The 17,768-nt window shown below is 42.0% G+C and carries 13 protein-coding genes and 1 riboswitch; all 13 genes read right to left on the bottom strand.

The features are described from left to right. Window positions 1-213: 213 nt before the first annotated feature. The 13 genes from nrdD to uvrA all read right to left on the bottom strand — a co-directional run bounded on the left by nrdD (window position 214) and on the right by uvrA (window position 17,351). Entirely contained in the window at window positions 214-2,421 is a 2,208-nt protein-coding gene (gene nrdD / locus ADH54_RS01440; protein ID WP_049523656.1) for an anaerobic ribonucleoside-triphosphate reductase, read from the bottom strand. Window positions 2,422-2,540: 119 nt separating this feature from the next. After that, a complete protein-coding gene (locus tag ADH54_RS01435; protein WP_049523654.1) occupies window positions 2,541-4,079 on the bottom strand; it encodes a hypothetical protein in 1,539 nt (512 codons plus the stop codon). A gap of 254 nt (window positions 4,080-4,333) precedes the next feature. Beyond that, the gene (gene cls, locus ADH54_RS01425) at window positions 4,334-5,866 is read right to left on the bottom strand and encodes a cardiolipin synthase (RefSeq protein ID WP_049523650.1); all 1,533 of its coding nucleotides are present in this window, start codon (window positions 5,864-5,866) and stop codon (window positions 4,334-4,336) included. A gap of 291 nt (window positions 5,867-6,157) precedes the next feature. After that, window positions 6,158-6,586: an SP_0198 family lipoprotein gene (locus ADH54_RS01420; RefSeq protein WP_000209094.1), complete on the bottom strand. Its 429-nt coding sequence runs from the start codon at window positions 6,584-6,586 to the stop codon at window positions 6,158-6,160. Beyond that, window positions 6,583-7,833, bottom strand: coding sequence for a bifunctional folylpolyglutamate synthase/dihydrofolate synthase (locus ADH54_RS01415; protein WP_049523648.1), 1,251 nt, complete (start codon window positions 7,831-7,833; stop codon window positions 6,583-6,585). Before ADH54_RS01415 ends, ADH54_RS01420 begins: the two co-directional genes overlap by 4 nt. Window positions 7,834-8,141: 308 nt before the next feature. Next, window positions 8,142-8,447, bottom strand: a complete 306-nt coding sequence (locus ADH54_RS01410) for a DUF1292 domain-containing protein (protein WP_000017620.1) — start codon at window positions 8,445-8,447, stop codon at window positions 8,142-8,144. A 15-nt stretch (window positions 8,448-8,462) separates the two neighbouring features. Further along, window positions 8,463-8,882, bottom strand: a complete 420-nt coding sequence (gene ruvX / locus ADH54_RS01405) for a Holliday junction resolvase RuvX (protein WP_004239076.1) — start codon at window positions 8,880-8,882, stop codon at window positions 8,463-8,465. Window positions 8,883-8,885: 3 nt separating this feature from the next. Beyond that, window positions 8,886-9,152 (bottom strand): IreB family regulatory phosphoprotein, encoded by a 267-nt coding sequence (locus ADH54_RS01400; protein WP_000507059.1) that lies wholly within the window; start codon window positions 9,150-9,152, stop codon window positions 8,886-8,888. A gap of 86 nt (window positions 9,153-9,238) precedes the next feature. After that, window positions 9,239-9,808, bottom strand: coding sequence for an SP0191 family lipoprotein (locus tag ADH54_RS01395; RefSeq protein WP_049523646.1), 570 nt, complete (start codon window positions 9,806-9,808; stop codon window positions 9,239-9,241). 60 nt (window positions 9,809-9,868) lie between these two features. Then, entirely contained in the window at window positions 9,869-10,267 is a 399-nt protein-coding gene (gene spx, locus ADH54_RS01390) for a transcriptional regulator Spx (protein ID WP_000591165.1), read from the bottom strand. A 135-nt stretch (window positions 10,268-10,402) separates the two neighbouring features. Then, window positions 10,403-13,063 carry a magnesium-translocating P-type ATPase gene (gene mgtA, locus ADH54_RS01380; RefSeq protein ID WP_049523644.1) on the bottom strand — a complete coding sequence of 887 codons (2,661 nt, stop codon included), beginning with the start codon at window positions 13,061-13,063 and terminating at the stop codon, window positions 10,403-10,405. Window positions 13,064-13,257: 194 nt separating this feature from the next. Further along, a riboswitch (M-box (ykoK) riboswitch) is annotated at window positions 13,258-13,408 on the bottom strand. 57 nt (window positions 13,409-13,465) lie between these two features. Continuing rightward, window positions 13,466-14,527 carry a M24 family metallopeptidase gene (locus ADH54_RS01375; protein ID WP_001042865.1) on the bottom strand — a complete coding sequence of 354 codons (1,062 nt, stop codon included), beginning with the start codon at window positions 14,525-14,527 and terminating at the stop codon, window positions 13,466-13,468. Beyond that, window positions 14,520-17,351: an excinuclease ABC subunit UvrA gene (gene uvrA, locus ADH54_RS01370; RefSeq protein ID WP_049523641.1), complete on the bottom strand. Its 2,832-nt coding sequence runs from the start codon at window positions 17,349-17,351 to the stop codon at window positions 14,520-14,522. The genes ADH54_RS01375 and uvrA overlap by 8 nt, the downstream gene beginning before the upstream one ends. Between the last annotated feature and the right edge of the window lie 417 nt (window positions 17,352-17,768).

The raw sequence follows: 17,768 nt of genomic DNA, 5'->3' as shown, positions 1-17,768 counted from the left end.
CCGTACTCAAGTACAGCCTGCGGCTAGCTTCCTAGTTTGCTCTTTGATTTTCATTGAGTATCACTTTTTTTCTTATTCTTGTTTAAAAATTGTTCTTTGAGGTTGAGCAAGCGTTCTTTTTACCAGCTCCACCTTTAGAGTGTTTCTCGTGATAACGGGTCACTTGTGCGCGCCCCTTATCATCTAATTGATATTTTCCCATTTCATTTCTTTCTAATTGGTTACTTGATGCCCAGCTATTGTAATCGTTGAGCCATTCATGTGTTTGACACGCGCAGCGATTTCCTTGTGACGCCCATTGACCATCGGTCTCGCTTGAGGATTGCCTAGATAGCCACAAGTCCGTTTAACAACGTCTACTGTTTTAGGGTCGCTATTTCCACAGTTAGGACAAGCAAATCCTCTCTCAGTTGGTTCAAAGTCCCCCTCAAAATCACACTTGTAGCAATGGTCAATTGGTGTATTGGTCCCTAGATAGCCGACACGGTCATAGGCATAGTCCCAGACAACTTCCAAGGCCTTTGGATTTTGCTGGAGAACTGGATACTCACAATAATGGATGAAACCACCTGACGCACCTGCTTCTGGATAGACTTTTTCAAAATCTAATTTTTCAAACGGTGTTGGATTTTTACGAACATCATAGTGGAAAGAGTTGGTGTAATATTCCTTGTCTGTAATATCAGGAATAGAGCCAAACTTCTCTGTATCTAGTCGACAGAAACGGTCTGTTAAACTTTCAGACGGTGTTGAGTAGATAGAGAAATGGTAGCCATATTGGTCAGACCACTCTTCTACACGGCGTTTCATATCTCGAATAATGTCTAGCGTGAATTCCTTGGCTTCTGGATTGCTTTCCCAGCTATTTCCAAAGAAAACTGTCGCTACTTCGTACAAACCGATATAGCCTAGTGAAACTGTCGCACGACGATTCTTAAAGAGCTGGTCAACACTTTCTTCCTTACCTAGACGATGGCCAAAAGCACCGTACTGATAGAGGATAGGAGCATTTGCTGGTGTCGCTTCCTTGGTTCGTTCGACACGATAAACCAAAGCATCTTCTGCGATATTCATACGCTCGTTGAAGATTTCCCAGAACTTGTTCATGTCGCCCTCAGACTCGAGGGCAATACGAGGAAGGTTGACCGTCACAACACCCAGGTTCATCCGACCTGAATTGACTTCTACACCATTTTCATCCTTCCATCCTTGAAGGAAAGAACGGCAACCCATAGGCACCTTAAAAGAACCTGTCAAGTCAACAATCTTATCATAGGACAAAACATCTGGGTACATCCGCTTGGTTGCACACTCGAGGGCCAACTGCTTAATATCGTAGTTGGGTGTCCCTTCCTCTAAATTGAGTCCTCTTTTTAGCGTAAAGATGAGTTTAGGAAAGATAGCCGTACGGTGTTCCGAACCAAGCCCATTGATACGAATGTTTAAAATTGCCTTTTGAATTTCACGCTCAAAACGATTGGTTCCTAGACCAAAGCCTAGCGAAGTAAAAGGCGTTTGTCCATTTGAAGTGAAGAGAGTATTGATTTCATACTCGAGAGATTGCATGGCATCGTAGATGTCTTTCTGCGTTTTCTTCCAAGCGTAATCTTCCCGTTTTTCAGGCAAGACCCATTCTTCTGCATCTTTTAGATGTTTTTGATAGTTCTTCTCTGCATAAGGCGCCAAAACTTCATCGATACGGTCAGCTGAACAGCCACCGTACTGGCTAGAAGCAACGTTGGCGATGATCTGAGAGATCTGAGCTGTCGCAGTCTGGATAGACTTGGGACTCTCTACCTCTGCATTTCCAATCTTAAAACCATTTTCCAACATACCCTTGAAATCAATCAAACAGCAGTTGGTCATAGGTGTATAGGGACTGTAGTCCAAATCGTGATAGTGGATATCCCCTTTTTGGTGAGCATTGGCTACGTGCTTAGGAAGCATTTGCAGTCCGATTGACTTTCCAACAATCCCTGCTGTCAAATCACGCTGGGTGTTAAAGACATCACTGTCTTTATTGGCATTCTCATTGACAACTGCTTGATCTTTGTTGAGAAGCTTATGGATACTAAAGTTGATATCCGTCGCTTTTGAACGCTCAAAATCCCTTTGTGTCCGATAAGTAATATACTCCTCAGCCAGCGCATATTCTTTGGCTTCAAGCAGTTCATGTTCTACGATATTTTGAATTTCGTAAATCTTAACCCCCTGTGGAAAGCGACTATGAATTTCTGTGACAATTCGCTCGGTCAGAGCATTTAGGCGTTTTTCGACCAAGGGTGTCACATCCATAACCTTGTCAGCCGCCTTGTGGAGAGCCTTGTCAATCTTATCCACATCAAATACAACACGTCTCCCATCTCGTTTCTCGACGAAGAGAGTTGGTAAAATTGTAATTTTTTCTTCTAGTGCAATCATATGCATGCTCTTTTCTAAAATGTTCTTTCTAAAAAGTATTATACCACTCTAAAAAGAAAAATCAATATCTTGTGTTAAAAATCCTAAAATTTTTAAAAATACACAAGATATTGATTTGGTTATTTAATTTTATAGACTTTAAACTCTGAGTAATCAGTCTTTACTTGTTGGTAATTTTCTTTTAAGAGTGTTTCTACTTCAGACCAGACTGGCACCTTGTCATTCACCACAATCACCTTAGGTTGTTTTTCTTTCAAGTCATTGAGTAGCTTATTCCGGTTTTCCTCAGTTGCTGTATAGTGCACGGGAGACAAAATCGCCGATGGCGACAAGCGCTCACTCTTACGATAAAGAGTCGCAGTATCATCCCATGCATAGATAGCATCTTCCGTACTTGTCTCCTCTTTCACCAAATCAGCAAGACGATCACGTTCTTGATAAGGTACCGGATAAAGGACAAACCTCATCAAAAAAGGAACAGACAAAAGATAGACAAGCCCTAAAACTGGCAGATATAGATTTCCTTTGAAGAAACGACTCCATAGACTAACTGGCGTTTCTCTTCGTCTTCGTCTAACACTACGCCCCCTCTGTTGACTCTTAATATTGGTTACCAATAAAAGTAGGAAAACAGGGAAGACGACCATCAAATAAGAAGCGTGCAGAGGCTCTTGTGAAAAGAAAAGCAAAATCAAACCTAAAATTGTCACAAGACTCGCAGGCACTGAGATGACATATAGTTTAGAGGATTTAGATTGAAAGAGACCTAAAAAGATACAAACCACAAATCCCAAACCAAGGGACAACAAGCCATAAAACAAAACATTTTCTAACAATGCCGAAACAGAAGTCAAACGAATGGAATTAATTGGATACAAAATTCCACTAATGGCATCCCCAAAACTTCCTGTTGCAACACTATAGTAGGCAGTTGGATAAAAGATAAGTGAAAAACCTAAAGCCACTGCAAGAAACTGATAAAATCCATGTGCAAAGCGTCTATGCCCAAGGTTAAAGACCAACAAGCCTAAACTCACTACAGCAATAAACAGGAGCGATGCCAAGGGAGCAAAGAAAAATCCGCCTGCCAAAGCCAGCCCAATCCGTACAAAGCCCTTATCATGGCTTGGATTGCTTAGGTAAGCCGCAACTAAACTAAAGGCCGCGAATAAGAAGGGAAGCGCTAAAAGAGTCGCATATCCTCCACCAAAAGCAAGACCTGTAACTAGCATATAAAAAATAGTCACCACTTGTCCAGCTTGGTCTCCTTGCTCTGTCAAGGTGTCCGCCGATCTAAAAAGGAAAAATCCTCCTGCTACCAAGGCTAACCACTCAAAGATGGCAAAGAAAAATCCGCCCTGAGTCACGTAAGTCAGCAAATAATAAAGCAAACCTTGACTTCCATAATAGTCGCTGTAAATTTTCCCTGCCTGATGAAGCGCCCAACCTGCATAAAAATCCTGCACTTCCTGTGCACTCATTAAATCGAGTAATAGCGGTACTCCTAGAGTTATCCCCGTTACAAGCGTACTCCATAGTAAAATTTTTACCAAAGGAAGACGACTTGATTCACGATGATGCAATTCTTGTTTGATTTGGTATTCTAGAAGTTCACGATTCTCCTGATGAACTTCTTCTACTCTACCATACACACTCATATCGTTTCTCCTATTCAATTTATCTGTCTTAGTATATCAAAAAGTCCTAGGATTGTCAGCTTGCGATGGCTGTTTGAGTGATTTTTTGCATAGTTTCACAAAGGTTTCAATTTCCCGAAATCGGTGTAAATGTGTCTGTTTAAATGACACGATATAATCCAATTCTTTCTGAGTCAGCATCGTCCCTCCTATATCTTTCTATTCGTAAAAAGCAAGAAAAAGAGGACTCGGTCATTTCCTAAGTCCTAGATTTCTTATAAGATTGGGGCGAATAACTGGGCAATTTCCTTAATCAATTTCTGATACCAGCTATTTTTTATCGTATGAGGGAAAATTTCTTGCGATACCGAAAAAATCTCTTGAAAATCTTTTTGAATCTCAGTGATTGATTCTGTTTTATATAGCAAGACTGCATTTTCATAGTGGTGAAGCAAACTTCTATAATCTAAGTTAATGGTTCCAACTGCAGCAAAGTCCTTATCCACTAGGATTTGTTTACTGTGGATAAAGCCTGGACTATACTCAAAAATCCTTACTCCTGCTGACAACAAATCTGGATAAGCCCCTCTTGTGATGAGTTGGATTAATTTCTTATCTGGAATGAAAGGAGTCACGATGCGGACATCGACACCCCTCATGGCCGCATTTTTAATACTCTCTGTTAAGTCATAGTCAATAATCAAATAGGGCGTTGTGATATAGACTGAATCAGTGGCCTGATTAATCAAACTTTGATAGACTTTTTTCCCTACCTGGGTACGGAAGATGGGCTTGGGTCCACTACCGTAAGGAATGCAGAGCCCTTGGCCAGAACAAGGCTGATTTTCCAAGTGATACTGGTCAAAATCGCTGATTTCCCCACGATTGATGTACCAAGTCATCAAAAAGAGACGGGTGAGAGCCTTGACACCAGGGCCATCTAAGCGAATCCCACTGTCCTTCCAGTAGCCAAAGCGTTCTACATGGTTGATGTACTCATCAGCTAAGTTAATACCTCCTGTATAAGCTACCTGACCATCTATGACAAGGATTTTCCGATGGTCCCGATTGTTGTAAGCCACCGTCAAACGAGGAATCACCTTGTTAAACTTATGTGCTTCAATTCCTCGACTACGAAGCTGAATAGTATAGTCTCCAGGCAAAGTCGCCATACAGCCGATATCATCATAGAGCATCTTGACCTCTACACCCTGAGCTGCCTTTTGCTCTAGTATGTCTAGTATGCTATTCCACATCAAACCTTCTTCGACAATATAGTACTCTAGAAAGATAAATTTTTCAGCTTTCTTGAGGTCTTCCAACATATATTGCCATATACTTTCACCCGAAGAAAAGAATTGTGAGTCTGTTCGATTATAGACGTCGGCATTGCTATCCATACTTAACAAAGATTTGATAACTCCGTAAGCCGCCTTATCCTCTTCCTTCAATTTCTGGCGGAGAGCTTTACTGTTATCCTCCCGAAAATGCATGGAACCAAGTTTGTCCAACTGCTTGATTTCTTTTTTGGACAATCGCCTTTCACCAAACATCAGATAGAGCAAAGGACCAATAACAGGAACAAAAGTTACCACTAACCACATTACTTTACTTTCAGGCGCCATTGAGCGATTGACAATTGCGACAATAGTCGCCATACTCATAAAGATTAAGAGAATAACCCATAGAATAGGGGCCATCCGCCCTAAATAAAGAAAGAGGCCAAAAACAAGACACAGTTCAAGCAGCATAATCGAAAGACTAAAGCCATACTTGGACATTAATAATTGAAATTTTCTATATTTCATATCCCCTCCTTGATAGTTTGAATGCTAAAAACAAGTAATTATACTCAATGAAAATCAAAAAGCAAACTAGGAAGCTAGCCACAGGTTGCTCAAAACACTGTTTTGAGGTTGTAGATAGAACTGACGAAGTCAGTAACATATGTACGGCAAGGCGAAGCTGACGTGGTTTGAATTTGATTTTCGAAGAGTATTAATACTAGTATAACGCAGGTATTCAGTAGAAGGCAAGTATTTATGATTATTTTTCTGAGTAATCATAAAAGAGACCGAAAAATCCCGTCTCCTTCTAGTCTATTTTGATAAAACGATGCGATCAGACGCTTCTCTATCCATATCGTCAATAATCATCTGATTTCCATTGATTGCATAAATCTTGACATTATCCCCAATAATCATGCGTTGATTTGCTGCATCAAATGTGACCTGTTTGACTTTCTGATCCCCGTCAGATTCTACCTGTGTCCACATACCAGTCACTACCAAAGTGATACGGCCTCCTTCGTCCTGATCGGTATAAGTCCCATCAATATTAGTTGGTTGAGCCTCAGGCGCATTTTGTGAAGAACTTGTCGTTGCCTGGTTTGTATTTTCTGTGGAAGATGAAGCAGCAGGTTGTGATTGCTGAGTTTGTTGTGTTTGCGGTTGAGCTGCTGGTTGTTGAACCTGTTGGGGCCTTTGCGAACAAGCTACTAAGAGACTAAGACTTGCTAAAGTGGTCAATTTATCTGCTCACGTTCTAGTATGTGGCTCCGTACTTCTGAGATAAAATAGAGAGACCCTGTAATGAACAACAAATCCTGGTCTTCTGCTCTTTCTTCAAAATCGCTAATAAATTCTCGGTAAGAGGGAATTACATGGTAACCTGTTACATCTGTCTCGTCCAGAGAACCTTGATAGTCAAAGCCTGTCACCTTGAGTTCTACCTGAGGTAAATTTTCAGTCAGATAACCCAACATCCCTTGATAATCCTTACGTTTCAAGGCTCCAAAGAGGATTTGAGGTCGATAGCCTTCCTGCTCTTTTTCTTTGACAAACTCCACCAGGCGAGTCAAGGCAGGGAGGTTATGGGCACCGTCCAAGTATATCTGCGGACGAATACGCTCCAAACGACCAGCCCAATGGGTCTTCTCCAAAGCCTGTCTTACAACCTGCTCATCAACAGCTTCCTTTCCTTCTCTCATAAAGAGAAGAAACGTTTGTAGCGCCAAGGCCGCATTTTCCTGCTGATAAGTTCCTTCTAAACCTATTTTCAACTGTGAAAGGTTAGCCAAAGAGCTTGAAAAATCCCCATTCAGCATTGAAAAATCCTGACCTGCCTGATAAAGGTCAACAGCTAAAGATTCGGCTTTTTTCTGACAGACTAGTCTAGCTTCTGGAGGCAATTTCGCAATCACTGCCTTTTTACCAGCCTTGAAAATACCAGCTTTCTGCTCTGCGATGGCTTCTAGACTATCGCCCAAGGTCTCCTGATGGTCAAGCCCAATGGAGGTGATGACAGCAATCTCTCCAGTTACCACATTGGTCGTGTCAAGTAAGCCGCCAATTCCCACTTCTAGTAAAACCAAATCCACCTCTTGCTCTCTAAAATAAAGAAAAGCAATCAAGGTCAGCAATTCAAAAAAGGACAACTGATCATGGGTTTGCAGAAGCGTTTTCTCCATCTCCTTGACCTGTTCCGCCAAACGGATAAAGTCTGCGTCTGCTATTGGTTTCCCATCAATGCAAATTCGGTCATTGATAGAGACGATATGAGGGGAGGTAAAGGTCGCAACTTTTTTGCCATGCCCCATAAATAACTCCCTCATAAAAGCAATGGTAGAGCCTTTTCCATTAGTCCCAGTGACGTGGATAATAGGGTAAGACTGCTCAGGATTTCCTAACAAATCCACCGCTTGTTGCATTCGGCTCAAGCCTGACCGAAAATTCAAACCAATCCGACTATGGAGCCATTCTTCTACTTCAAACATACACATCTCCTTAATTACAGGTTCAATCAACTGCCTCAATAAAATCTCATAACTAACAAAAACGAGGTCAGGATTTTCGTCCCGACCTCTTACCTGGTTAGCTAATCACTAGCAACTATGAATATTAACTTGGGATAAAAACGTCCCCCGGACTTACCAGTTCTCTCTTATTTAAAGGAACTGGGGTAAAAATATCCACTGGACTTACTTACGGTCTTTATTTTTAGCATAAGGCTAAAAACGTCCCCCAGACTTACCAGCTCTTTTTTATTTCAAAGAGCTGGGCTAAACACGTCCACTGGACGTGTTTACTCCTCCATAAAACTATTGAAGACTTCTTCAATCATGTTCCATTCGTCTTCTGAGTCTTCTGGGATTGGTTGCAATTCGCCTTCTGTTCCATCTTCGTTTTCGATGAATGAGTAAGCTTGTATTTCAACTTGTCCGTCTTCGTCTTCTTCTGCGTTAACCGGTACTAGAAGAACATAGTTTTTACCAAATTCTTCTTTTCCGTCAATCGTCAAAAGGATTTCAAACAAGGTTTCATTTCCTTGCTCATCTACTAGTGTGATTAGTTCACGTTCTTCGTGGTCGTGGTTATGATCGTGTGACATAGCCTCTCCTTTATATTAAAATTTTCTATCTAAATAATTTTGTAAAATCAGCTGAGCTGCTAACTTATCAATGACTTTCTTGCGCTTATTGCGACTGATATCTGCTTGTTCAATCAACATGCGCTCTGCGGCAACTGTTGTCAAGCGTTCATCCTGATAGTCTACTGGTAAACCAAAAAGCTCTTCTAGCTTTGCTCCGTATGCTTGACTAGCTTCCACGCGCGGTCCGCTTGTATTGTTCATGTTTTTAGGCAAGCCCACTACAAATCGTTCCACCTTGTAAGTATCAACCAACTCTTTAACGCGGTCAAAACCAAATTGACCTTGCTCCTCATTGATTTGGATGATTTCAAGTCCTTGAGCTGTAAAACCAAGCGGATCGCTAATAGCCACCCCTACCGTTTTTGAACCGACGTCCAATCCCATAATTCTCATAGGTTATAGATCGACTCCTTGTCCTTTAAGGTAGTAGCGGACCAATTCCTCAACAATTTCATCACGCTCATACTTACGGATTTGATTTCGTGCATTATTATAACGAGGAACGTAGGCAGGGTCTCCACTCAATACGTAACCTACGATTTGGTTAATCGGGTTGTAGCCCTTATCGTTCAACGAAGCATAAACATCAGTCAGAGTTTCGCTAATTTCTTTTTTATTGGAATCGTCCAATTTAAAACGTACTGTTTCTTCAGTAAATCCCATTCTAACACCCTCTTTCCTTAGAATAGTACCATTATAGCATAATTCCTTACGTTCTACAATTCAGGCAGTCTATTTATTTGGATTTTCTATTGTTCTGTCGCGCCATTTGCCAATCTGTCTGAAATATATTTGCTTGGTTCATTCTTCAAGAGATTTTCCAAGCCAATATTCTTCAGATATTCTAACTGAGAAGCCTTCTTGACATCCAAAACTTGAAAATCAAAACTAGTCGTTGTTTGAAGTTCGGTTGCACTCAATAGTTTAGTTTCAAGCTTAAATCCTGCTAATTTACGAGCTTCTATGATAGCCTCATCCTTCTCCTCTGCCTCCAGAAGAGCTTTTTGAGTTTCTTCCACTCCGTGTTGGTCAATATAGGCCTTCAACTCATCAGAGACTGGACGCTTTTGTTGAATGCTTAAGCTCAAAAAAGTCTTGTCTTTGTATGTAATGGTTTGGGTTTGCTGGCTGCCATCATCTGACTTGGGCAAGACCAAAGTCTTGGTGACAACTGTATTCTTCTCAGCATTTTCAATAACTGGCAATGCCGACTGAAGCGTATCCTTTTCTGTTTTTGTAGCTGTTCCAGTTTCTTTTTTCTGTCCGCAACCAACTAGGACAAAAAGGAAAGCTAGGCTAACAAGAACTATTTTTTTCATTTCTTTCTTCTTTCTTTTTGAAATTAAAATAAGACTGGGAGTTGCTCCCAGCCTTGATGTTTATAGAGCTGCACGCAAACGTGCTTCTGCATTTTCTACATTACGGACAGAGCGTGGTAGGAAGGCACGAATATCGTCTTCCTTATAGCCAACTTGCAAGCGTTTTTCATCTACAAGGATTGGGCTCTTTAAAATTCTCGGCGTTTCCATAATCAGATTGAGGACTTCATTGACGCTCAAATCTTCAATATCCACTCCAAGGGCTTTGGCATAGCGATTTTTAGATGAAACGATGCTGGCTATTCCGTTATCTGTTTTTGTCAGAATATCCAGTAATTCTTCTCGCGTAATTCCTTCTTTACCAAGATTTTGTTCTTTATAACTTAACTGGTGGGCATTGAGCCAGGTTTTTGCTTTTTTACAGCTAGTACAACTTGAGACTGTATAAATTTTAATCATGTACCTACCCCTTTCGCTACATGTTACTATCAGTTTAGTCTATTATACCATAAAAAACATCCGACTTGCGACCTATTTTTAAATTTTTTTGACTTTTTTCGTCATTTTCGTACTTTTTTCTTGACAAAATGAAATTTACAGCCATTCTTGATATTTCTTGATATAGATTTTTTTCACAATTGTCACGCTAATCATATACAAAATAATGATGAAAAGTAAAAAGATGAAATAAATCGGTTTTAAAGGAGTTAGATGGAGAAGGCTAGCTAGTGGACTGTAGGGAAGGAAGGTCACAAAGGCTGCAGCCAATAAGGTTGTCACAAGGACTAGCCAAGCTGGACGACTTTGTAAAAAGGGAATTTTGGCTGAACGCAGCATATGGATAACCATGGTCTGTGACCACATGGACTCGATAAACCAACCTGTCTGAAACAAGACAATAAATCCTACGGCAGACTCCGCTCCATGGACATAGGCTTGACCTGTCGTCATGGGTACAATGATAAAATAGAGCAAAATAAAGGTCAAAATATCAAAGGCAGAAGAGATAGGCCCCATCCAAACCATGAAACGTGTGATGGACTTAGCTTCCCAGGTATGCGGATTTCTCAAAAAATCTTTATCCACCTTGTCAAAAGGCAAGGCAATGCAAGACAAATCATAAACTAGATTTAGGATAATCAAATGGACTGGTGCCATTGGTAAAAAGGGTAAAAAGATTCCAGAGACCAATAGGGATAAGATATTTCCAAAATTAGAACTCACTGTCATTTTGATATATTTGGTCATATTGGCATAGACCTTACGCCCTTCAACAAGTCCTTTTTCAAGCACCATGAGATCCTTATCAAGTAGGATAACATCAGCTGTTTCTTTGGCAATATCTACTGCTGTATCAACAGAAATCCCAACATCTGCTACTTTCATAGAAGGGGCATCATTGATCCCATCTCCCATATAGCCAACAGCATGACCATTGGCTTTAAATTGCAAAATAATCCTTGCTTTTTGGTCAGGAGAAAGTTTGGCAAAGACTGTTACCTCCTCTACAGCTTGGGCCAATTCTTGATTACTCATCTGGTCAATTTCAGACCCTAACAGCATCTGATTAATATCTAATCCAACCTTTTCACAGACTGCTTGGGTAACTTTTTCATTGTCTCCCGTCAAAATCTTTGTTTGAACCCCATGTTCTAACAGTGCCTTAATTGCTGGTGCTGCAGATGGTTTAGGAGGATCTAGGAAGGCTAAATAACCAGTTAGAATCATATCCCCTTCGTCATCAACTGTATAGGCATGACCTTCCCTCAAACCTGACTTATAGGCCACTCCCAAGACACGCAAACCTTGTTGATTTAGTTGTCTGACTTCTGCTAAAATTTCTTCTCTAATAACATCTGTCAAAGGAGTAATCACTCCTTGGTATTCCGCATAACTGGAAATCGTCAACATTTCCTCTAGGGCACCCTTGGTTACCAAACTAACAACTTCGTGTTCATCCTTAACGATAACACTCATCCGTCTACGTTCAAAATCAAAGGGAAGCTCATCTATTTTTTGAAAAGTTTGAGCCAGATTTTGCAAGAGGGTGTGTTCTTTGGCTTCCTTTTCAGTCCGTTTGATGATGGCTCTGTCCATCAAATTTTTCAAGCCCGTTTGAAAATAAGAATTGAGATAAGCTCGTCTCAAGACGGTCAAATCCAAGCGTCCGTGGATGTCCAAGGGATATTCAAGGACAATTTCGTCTTGGGTTAGAGTTCCTGTCTTATCTGTACACAAAATATCAATCGCCCCTAAGTCCTGTATGGCATTGAGTTTCTTGATAACCACTTTTTCCTTGGCCATAATGATGGAGCCTTTTGCTAGACTGGCCGTGATAATCATAGGAAGCATCTCAGGTGTCAATCCAACACCAACACTCAAAGCAAATACGCCAGCTTCTAACCAATCTCCATCTGTTAAACCATTGGACAAGAAAACGATGGGCACCATGACCAGCATCAAACGAATCAAGAGCCACGAAATACTATTCATCTCCCGTTCAAACGAAGTAGGTTCATCATAGGTGTTCAAAGTCTGCTCAATGGCCCCCATCATGGTATCATCACCAACTGCTAAAACCACGGCCTTGGCACTACCAGATAAGACATTGGTTCCCATAAAAGCGAGCGCTTCTGCTTCTAGCAGACTATCAGATTGTTGAACTGTTGCCTTGGTCAAGGCCAATTTTTCAACCGATTCACTTTCACCTGTCAAGCCCGACTGTTGTACAAAGAAATCGCGCGACTCAAATAAAAGAAGATCTGCTGGAATCATGTCTCCAGCGCTTAATTTAACCACGTCACCCACTACCAAATCATCGATAGGTACTTCTTGGATTTCTCCTTGACGAATGACAGTCGCTGTGTTGACAATCATTTTTGATAGATTGGTCGCAGCCTTATCACTACGGAGTTCTTGGACAAAGCGTATGCCACCAGAAATGAGAACTAGGACAACGATGATAATAGAAGTCGTCGGATCCTCTTGACCTGGTTTTGCCAACCAGACATTGGTCACCAAGGAAATCACGGCGATGACCAGTAAGATGATCGTAAAAGGATTGATAATGGATTCGTAAATCTTTTTGAGGATACTGTCTTCTTGACCCTTTGTGATGGTATTTTCGCCATATAGGTCACGATTTTTCTCCACCTGCTCCTCAGTCAAGCCTGTTAGACTTGTCTTATAAAAAGATAGAGTTTCGTTTAAAGATGTATGAATAGCTGTTGCTAATCTTTCTTTTGTAGTTTTCATTGGTTTCTCCTATCTGTATGAATGATGTGTTTCATACACAGAGACCAATCACTTTATAAGGGCAGAACGACACAAATCAGTGATTGGCTGTGTATGTGCGGTTCCGGATGATCGTCAATTTGCATCGTTTAGCTCCTTTCTTTGATTTAAACAGTAGAAAATCCCACCATAAAATGGCAGGATTAAAAAACTAATTATCTGTTTTTCGTTCAAGCTTTAACTCCATAGGGCAATGTAATGAGCTTAGTCTTGGCCTTCGCGACCAGGACTGTTGACCAACGAGTAGTGTCTCCACTGCTTTGCGGTAGTCATCCGTATCCCTATGGTAGCCTCACCTACCGTTTTCGTCTTTCAGTATAAACCTTTAAAATTTAAAAGTCAATCATTTGAGTTGTTTAACTCTTAAATAACTATCAACTCTTTTGGAGCAAGGGTCAATAATTCACAACCTGTCTCTGTAATCAGGATATCATCCTCGATACGAACGCCATATTTGCCTTCGATATAGATACCTGGCTCATCTGTCAAGGCCATACCTGCCTTAATAGTTTCTGTAGAAGTCTGGCTAAAGTATGGTTCCTCATGGATATCCAGTCCAATACCGTGTCCGATACCGTGGGTAAAGTAGTCGCCATAGCCTGCCTCGATGATAATATCACGAGGGATTTTGTCAAAGTCACGGAAACCTAAGCCAGCCTTAGCCTGGTCAATCAAGGCTTGATTGGCTTTGAGAACCGTATTGTAAATCTCTGCCTGCTCGTCGCTGACATGCCCTAGATAGATAGTCCGTGTCATATCACTGACATAGTGGTCATAAAGGCAACCGAAGTCCATAGTAATGGCTTCTCCTAGCTCAACTGGTTTATGCATAGGATGGGCATGAGGCTTAGAAGAATTGATACCGCTAGCTAGAATCGTATCAAAAGACAAGCCAGATGCTCCCAACTCACGCATGCGGAAGTCAAGGAAGTTGGCAATCTCAATTTCAGTCTTTCCTGGCTTAATAAAGTCAAGCGCATCGCGGAAAGCTTGGTCTGAGATAGAACAAGCCTTGCGAATAGCTGCAATCTCCGCTTCATCCTTAATCATTCGAAGACCTTCTACAAACTGAGTTTGTGGAAGCAAGTCAATTCCTTCAAAGGTTGCCTGCATACGGCGATAATAAGACACCGAAATCTCATCCTCAAAACCGATGCGAGACAAGCCCATGTCCTTAACAATTCCTGCAATGACAACCAATTCATCACGATCAGCCACAATCTCAAACCCACTGGTTTCTTGCTTGGCTGCAATGATGTAGCGAGAATCCGTCACCAAGACCTGACGGTCACGGCTGATAAAGACTGTTCCGTTTGAGCCCCAAAAACCAGTCAAATAATAGACGTTTTTAAGGTTATTGATGATGATACCATCTAGTTCTTTTTCTTGCATTTTAGCTAGAAATGCTTGTACACGTTTATTCATGATGTAACTTTCCTTTCAAATACTGTCCTGTGTAGCTGGCTTCGTTGGCCGCTACTTCTTCTGGAGTTCCTGTTGCGATGATGGTTCCACCACCGACACCGCCCTCAGGTCCCAAGTCAATAATATGGTCTGCCGTCTTGATAACATCCAGATTGTGCTCAATGACAAGAACTGTATTGCCATCATCGACAAAGCGAGCTAAAACCTTGAGCAAGCGAGCGATATCCTCGGTATGAAGACCTGTCGTCGGCTCATCCAGAATGTAAAAAGATTTTCCTGTCGATCGTTTGTGAAGTTCACTAGCCAGCTTCATACGCTGTGCTTCTCCCCCAGAAAGGGTGGTAGCTGGTTGCCCTAGCGTCACATAGCCCAGTCCCACATCCTTGATGGTCTGAAGTTTGCGTTGAATCTTTGGAATGTGTTGGAAAAATTCTACCGCATCGTTGACGGTCATATCCAAGACCTGCGAGATATTTTTTTCCTTGTAGTGAACTTCTAGAGTTTCACTGTTGTAGCGGGTTCCGTGGCAAACTTCACAAGCCACATAAACATCTGGCAAGAAGTGCATCTCAATCTTGATAATCCCGTCACCTGAGCAGGCTTCACAACGACCACCCTTGACGTTGAAACTGAAACGACCCTTCTTGTAACCTCGAATCTTGGCTTCATTTGTTTGAGCAAAGAGGTCACGTATATCGTCAAAGACACCTGTATAGGTAGCAGGGTTGGACCTCGGCGTTCGTCCAATTGGACTCTGGTCAATGTCAATCAAACGGTCTACATGCTCAATCCCTGTGATGGTCTTGAATTTACCAGGCTTGTCTGAATTACGGTTGAGCTTCTGGGCAATAGCTTTTTTGAGAATGCTATTGATTAGGGTCGATTTCCCTGAACCTGATACCCCTGTCACCGCGATGAATTTTCCTAGTGGAAAGCGAGCTGTGACATTTTGCAGGTTGTTCTCACGCGCTCCTGTCACTGCGATAAAACGACCATTCCCCACACGACGCTCGTCTGGTACTGGAATGGTACGTTTGCCTGACAAGTACTGGCCTGTGATAGACTTACTGTTACGAGCTACCTGTTTAGGCGTACCTGCCGCAACAATTTCCCCACCAAAAACACCGGCACCGGGACCAACGTCAATCAGATAATCCGCCTCACGCATGGTATCTTCGTCGTGTTCCACCACAATGAGTGTATTACCCAAGTCGCGCATCTTTTTGAGACTAGCAATCAGACGGTCATTGTCCCTCTGGTGGAGCCCAATCGAAGGCTCATCCAAGATATAGAGGACTCCAGATAAGTTAGAACCAATCTGGGTCGCCAAGCGAATACGCTGACTTTCCCCACCTGAAAGGGTTCCTGCTGAACGAGACAGAGTCAGATAGTTAAGACCCACGTTATTAAGGAAGGTCAAACGGTCCTTGATTTCCTTGAGAATGGGACGAGCAATAATAGCTTCATTTTCAGAAAGAGTCAACTGACTGACTAATTCCAAGTGATCAGCGATAGATAGGTCTGAGATTTCTCCGATATGTGGTCCTTGCTCACCACCCACACGGACAGACAGGGCCTGGTCATTGAGACGATAACCATGACAAGTTCCGCAGGTCAGCTCATTCATGTAAAGGCGCATCTGGGTGCGGGTGTAGTCACTATTAGTTTCATGGTAGCGACGTTTGATATTATTGACAACTCCCTCAAAAGGAATATCGATATCGCGCACGCCACCAAATTCATTTTCATAGTGGAAATGGAATTCCTTACCATCTGAGCCGTAGAGAATCAAGTTCTTATCCTCTTCTGACAAGTCATCAAAAGGCTTATCCATATCCACTCCAAAGGCTGTCATGGCCTGCTCTAGCATGTTTGGATAGTAGTTAGATGAGATAGGATTCCAAGGTGCTAGCGCCCCCTCATGTAAGGTTTTGCTGGCATCTGGTACTACCAAATCAGTATCCACCTCCAGCTTGATACCCAAGCCATCACACTCACTACAAGAACCAAAAGGAGCATTGAAGGAGAAGAGACGTGGCTCTAACTCTGGAACAGTAAAGCCACAAACTGGACAGGCATAATGCTCAGAGAAGAGCAACTCCAAATCGTCCATAGTGTCGATAATGACATAACCTTCTGCGATACGAAGGGCAGCTTCAATGGAATCAAAGAGACGGCTACGAATACCCTCCTTGATAACAATACGGTCAACCACGACATCAATATTGTGTTGCTTGCTCTTGGACAAGTCTGGCACTTCGGTCACATCATAGACTTCCCCATCCACACGGACACGGACATACCCATCTTTCTGAATCTTTTCAATAACGCTCTTGTGCTGTCCTTTTTTCTTGCGGATGATTGGAGCTAAAATTTGCAGGCGCTGGCGTTCAGGCAACTCCAAAACCTTATCCACGATTTGCTCCACAGAAGAAGCCTTGATAGCCCCATGCCCGTTGATACAGTAAGGCGTCCCCACACGCGCGTAGAGGAGACGCAGATAGTCATTGATTTCAGTCGTAGTTCCCACCGTCGAACGAGGGTTTTTGCTAGTCGTTTTCTGGTCGATAGAAATAGCTGGGCTGAGACCATCAATAGCATCTACATCAGGCTTCTCCATATTCCCCAAGAATTGACGAGCGTAGGCTGACAAACTCTCCACATAGCGACGTTGTCCCTCCGCATAGAGGGTATCAAAGGCCAAACTGGATTTCCCTGAACCTGACAAACCAGTCACTACAACCAGCTTGTCTCGTGGAATCTCCACATCAATATTTTTTAAATTATGGGCACGCGCCCCATGAATGACAATTTTATCTTGCATCTTTGTTCTTTCTAGTCCATTATTGCTTACCATTATACCAAAAAAAGTGAGATTCTATTACCCAAAAGGCCGATTTTGTAGTATAATAAAAAACTTCTTATTTTATGTTTCCTTAGGGCTTCCTAACCCTTATATCACGCGCTTTTTAACAAAAAATACTAACATTACTTTTTACTACTTGCTCCCCCAAAGTACGCAAAAAGGGGAGCAAAAAAGCCCCACAAAAGGGCTAGGATTTGACGAGTTCAGCAGGCAAGAAACTAGCACGGTCAAACGTGCTTTTTTATTGCTGGTTGCTGATAGGTATATTATACCATGAAGCGCGTGGTTTATAAGATTATGACCTCACAAAAGCCCCCAGATTCGTTTCTGAGGGCTTCTAGTTTATCCATGGTGTTTTAGTTGTCCAGTACGAAA

Origin of the sequence: Streptococcus pseudopneumoniae (assembly GCF_001072315.1) — a bacterium.
GTDB classification, from domain to species: domain Bacteria; phylum Bacillota; class Bacilli; order Lactobacillales; family Streptococcaceae; genus Streptococcus; species Streptococcus pseudopneumoniae_R.
This window is presented reverse-complemented; position numbering and strand designations above follow the sequence as displayed.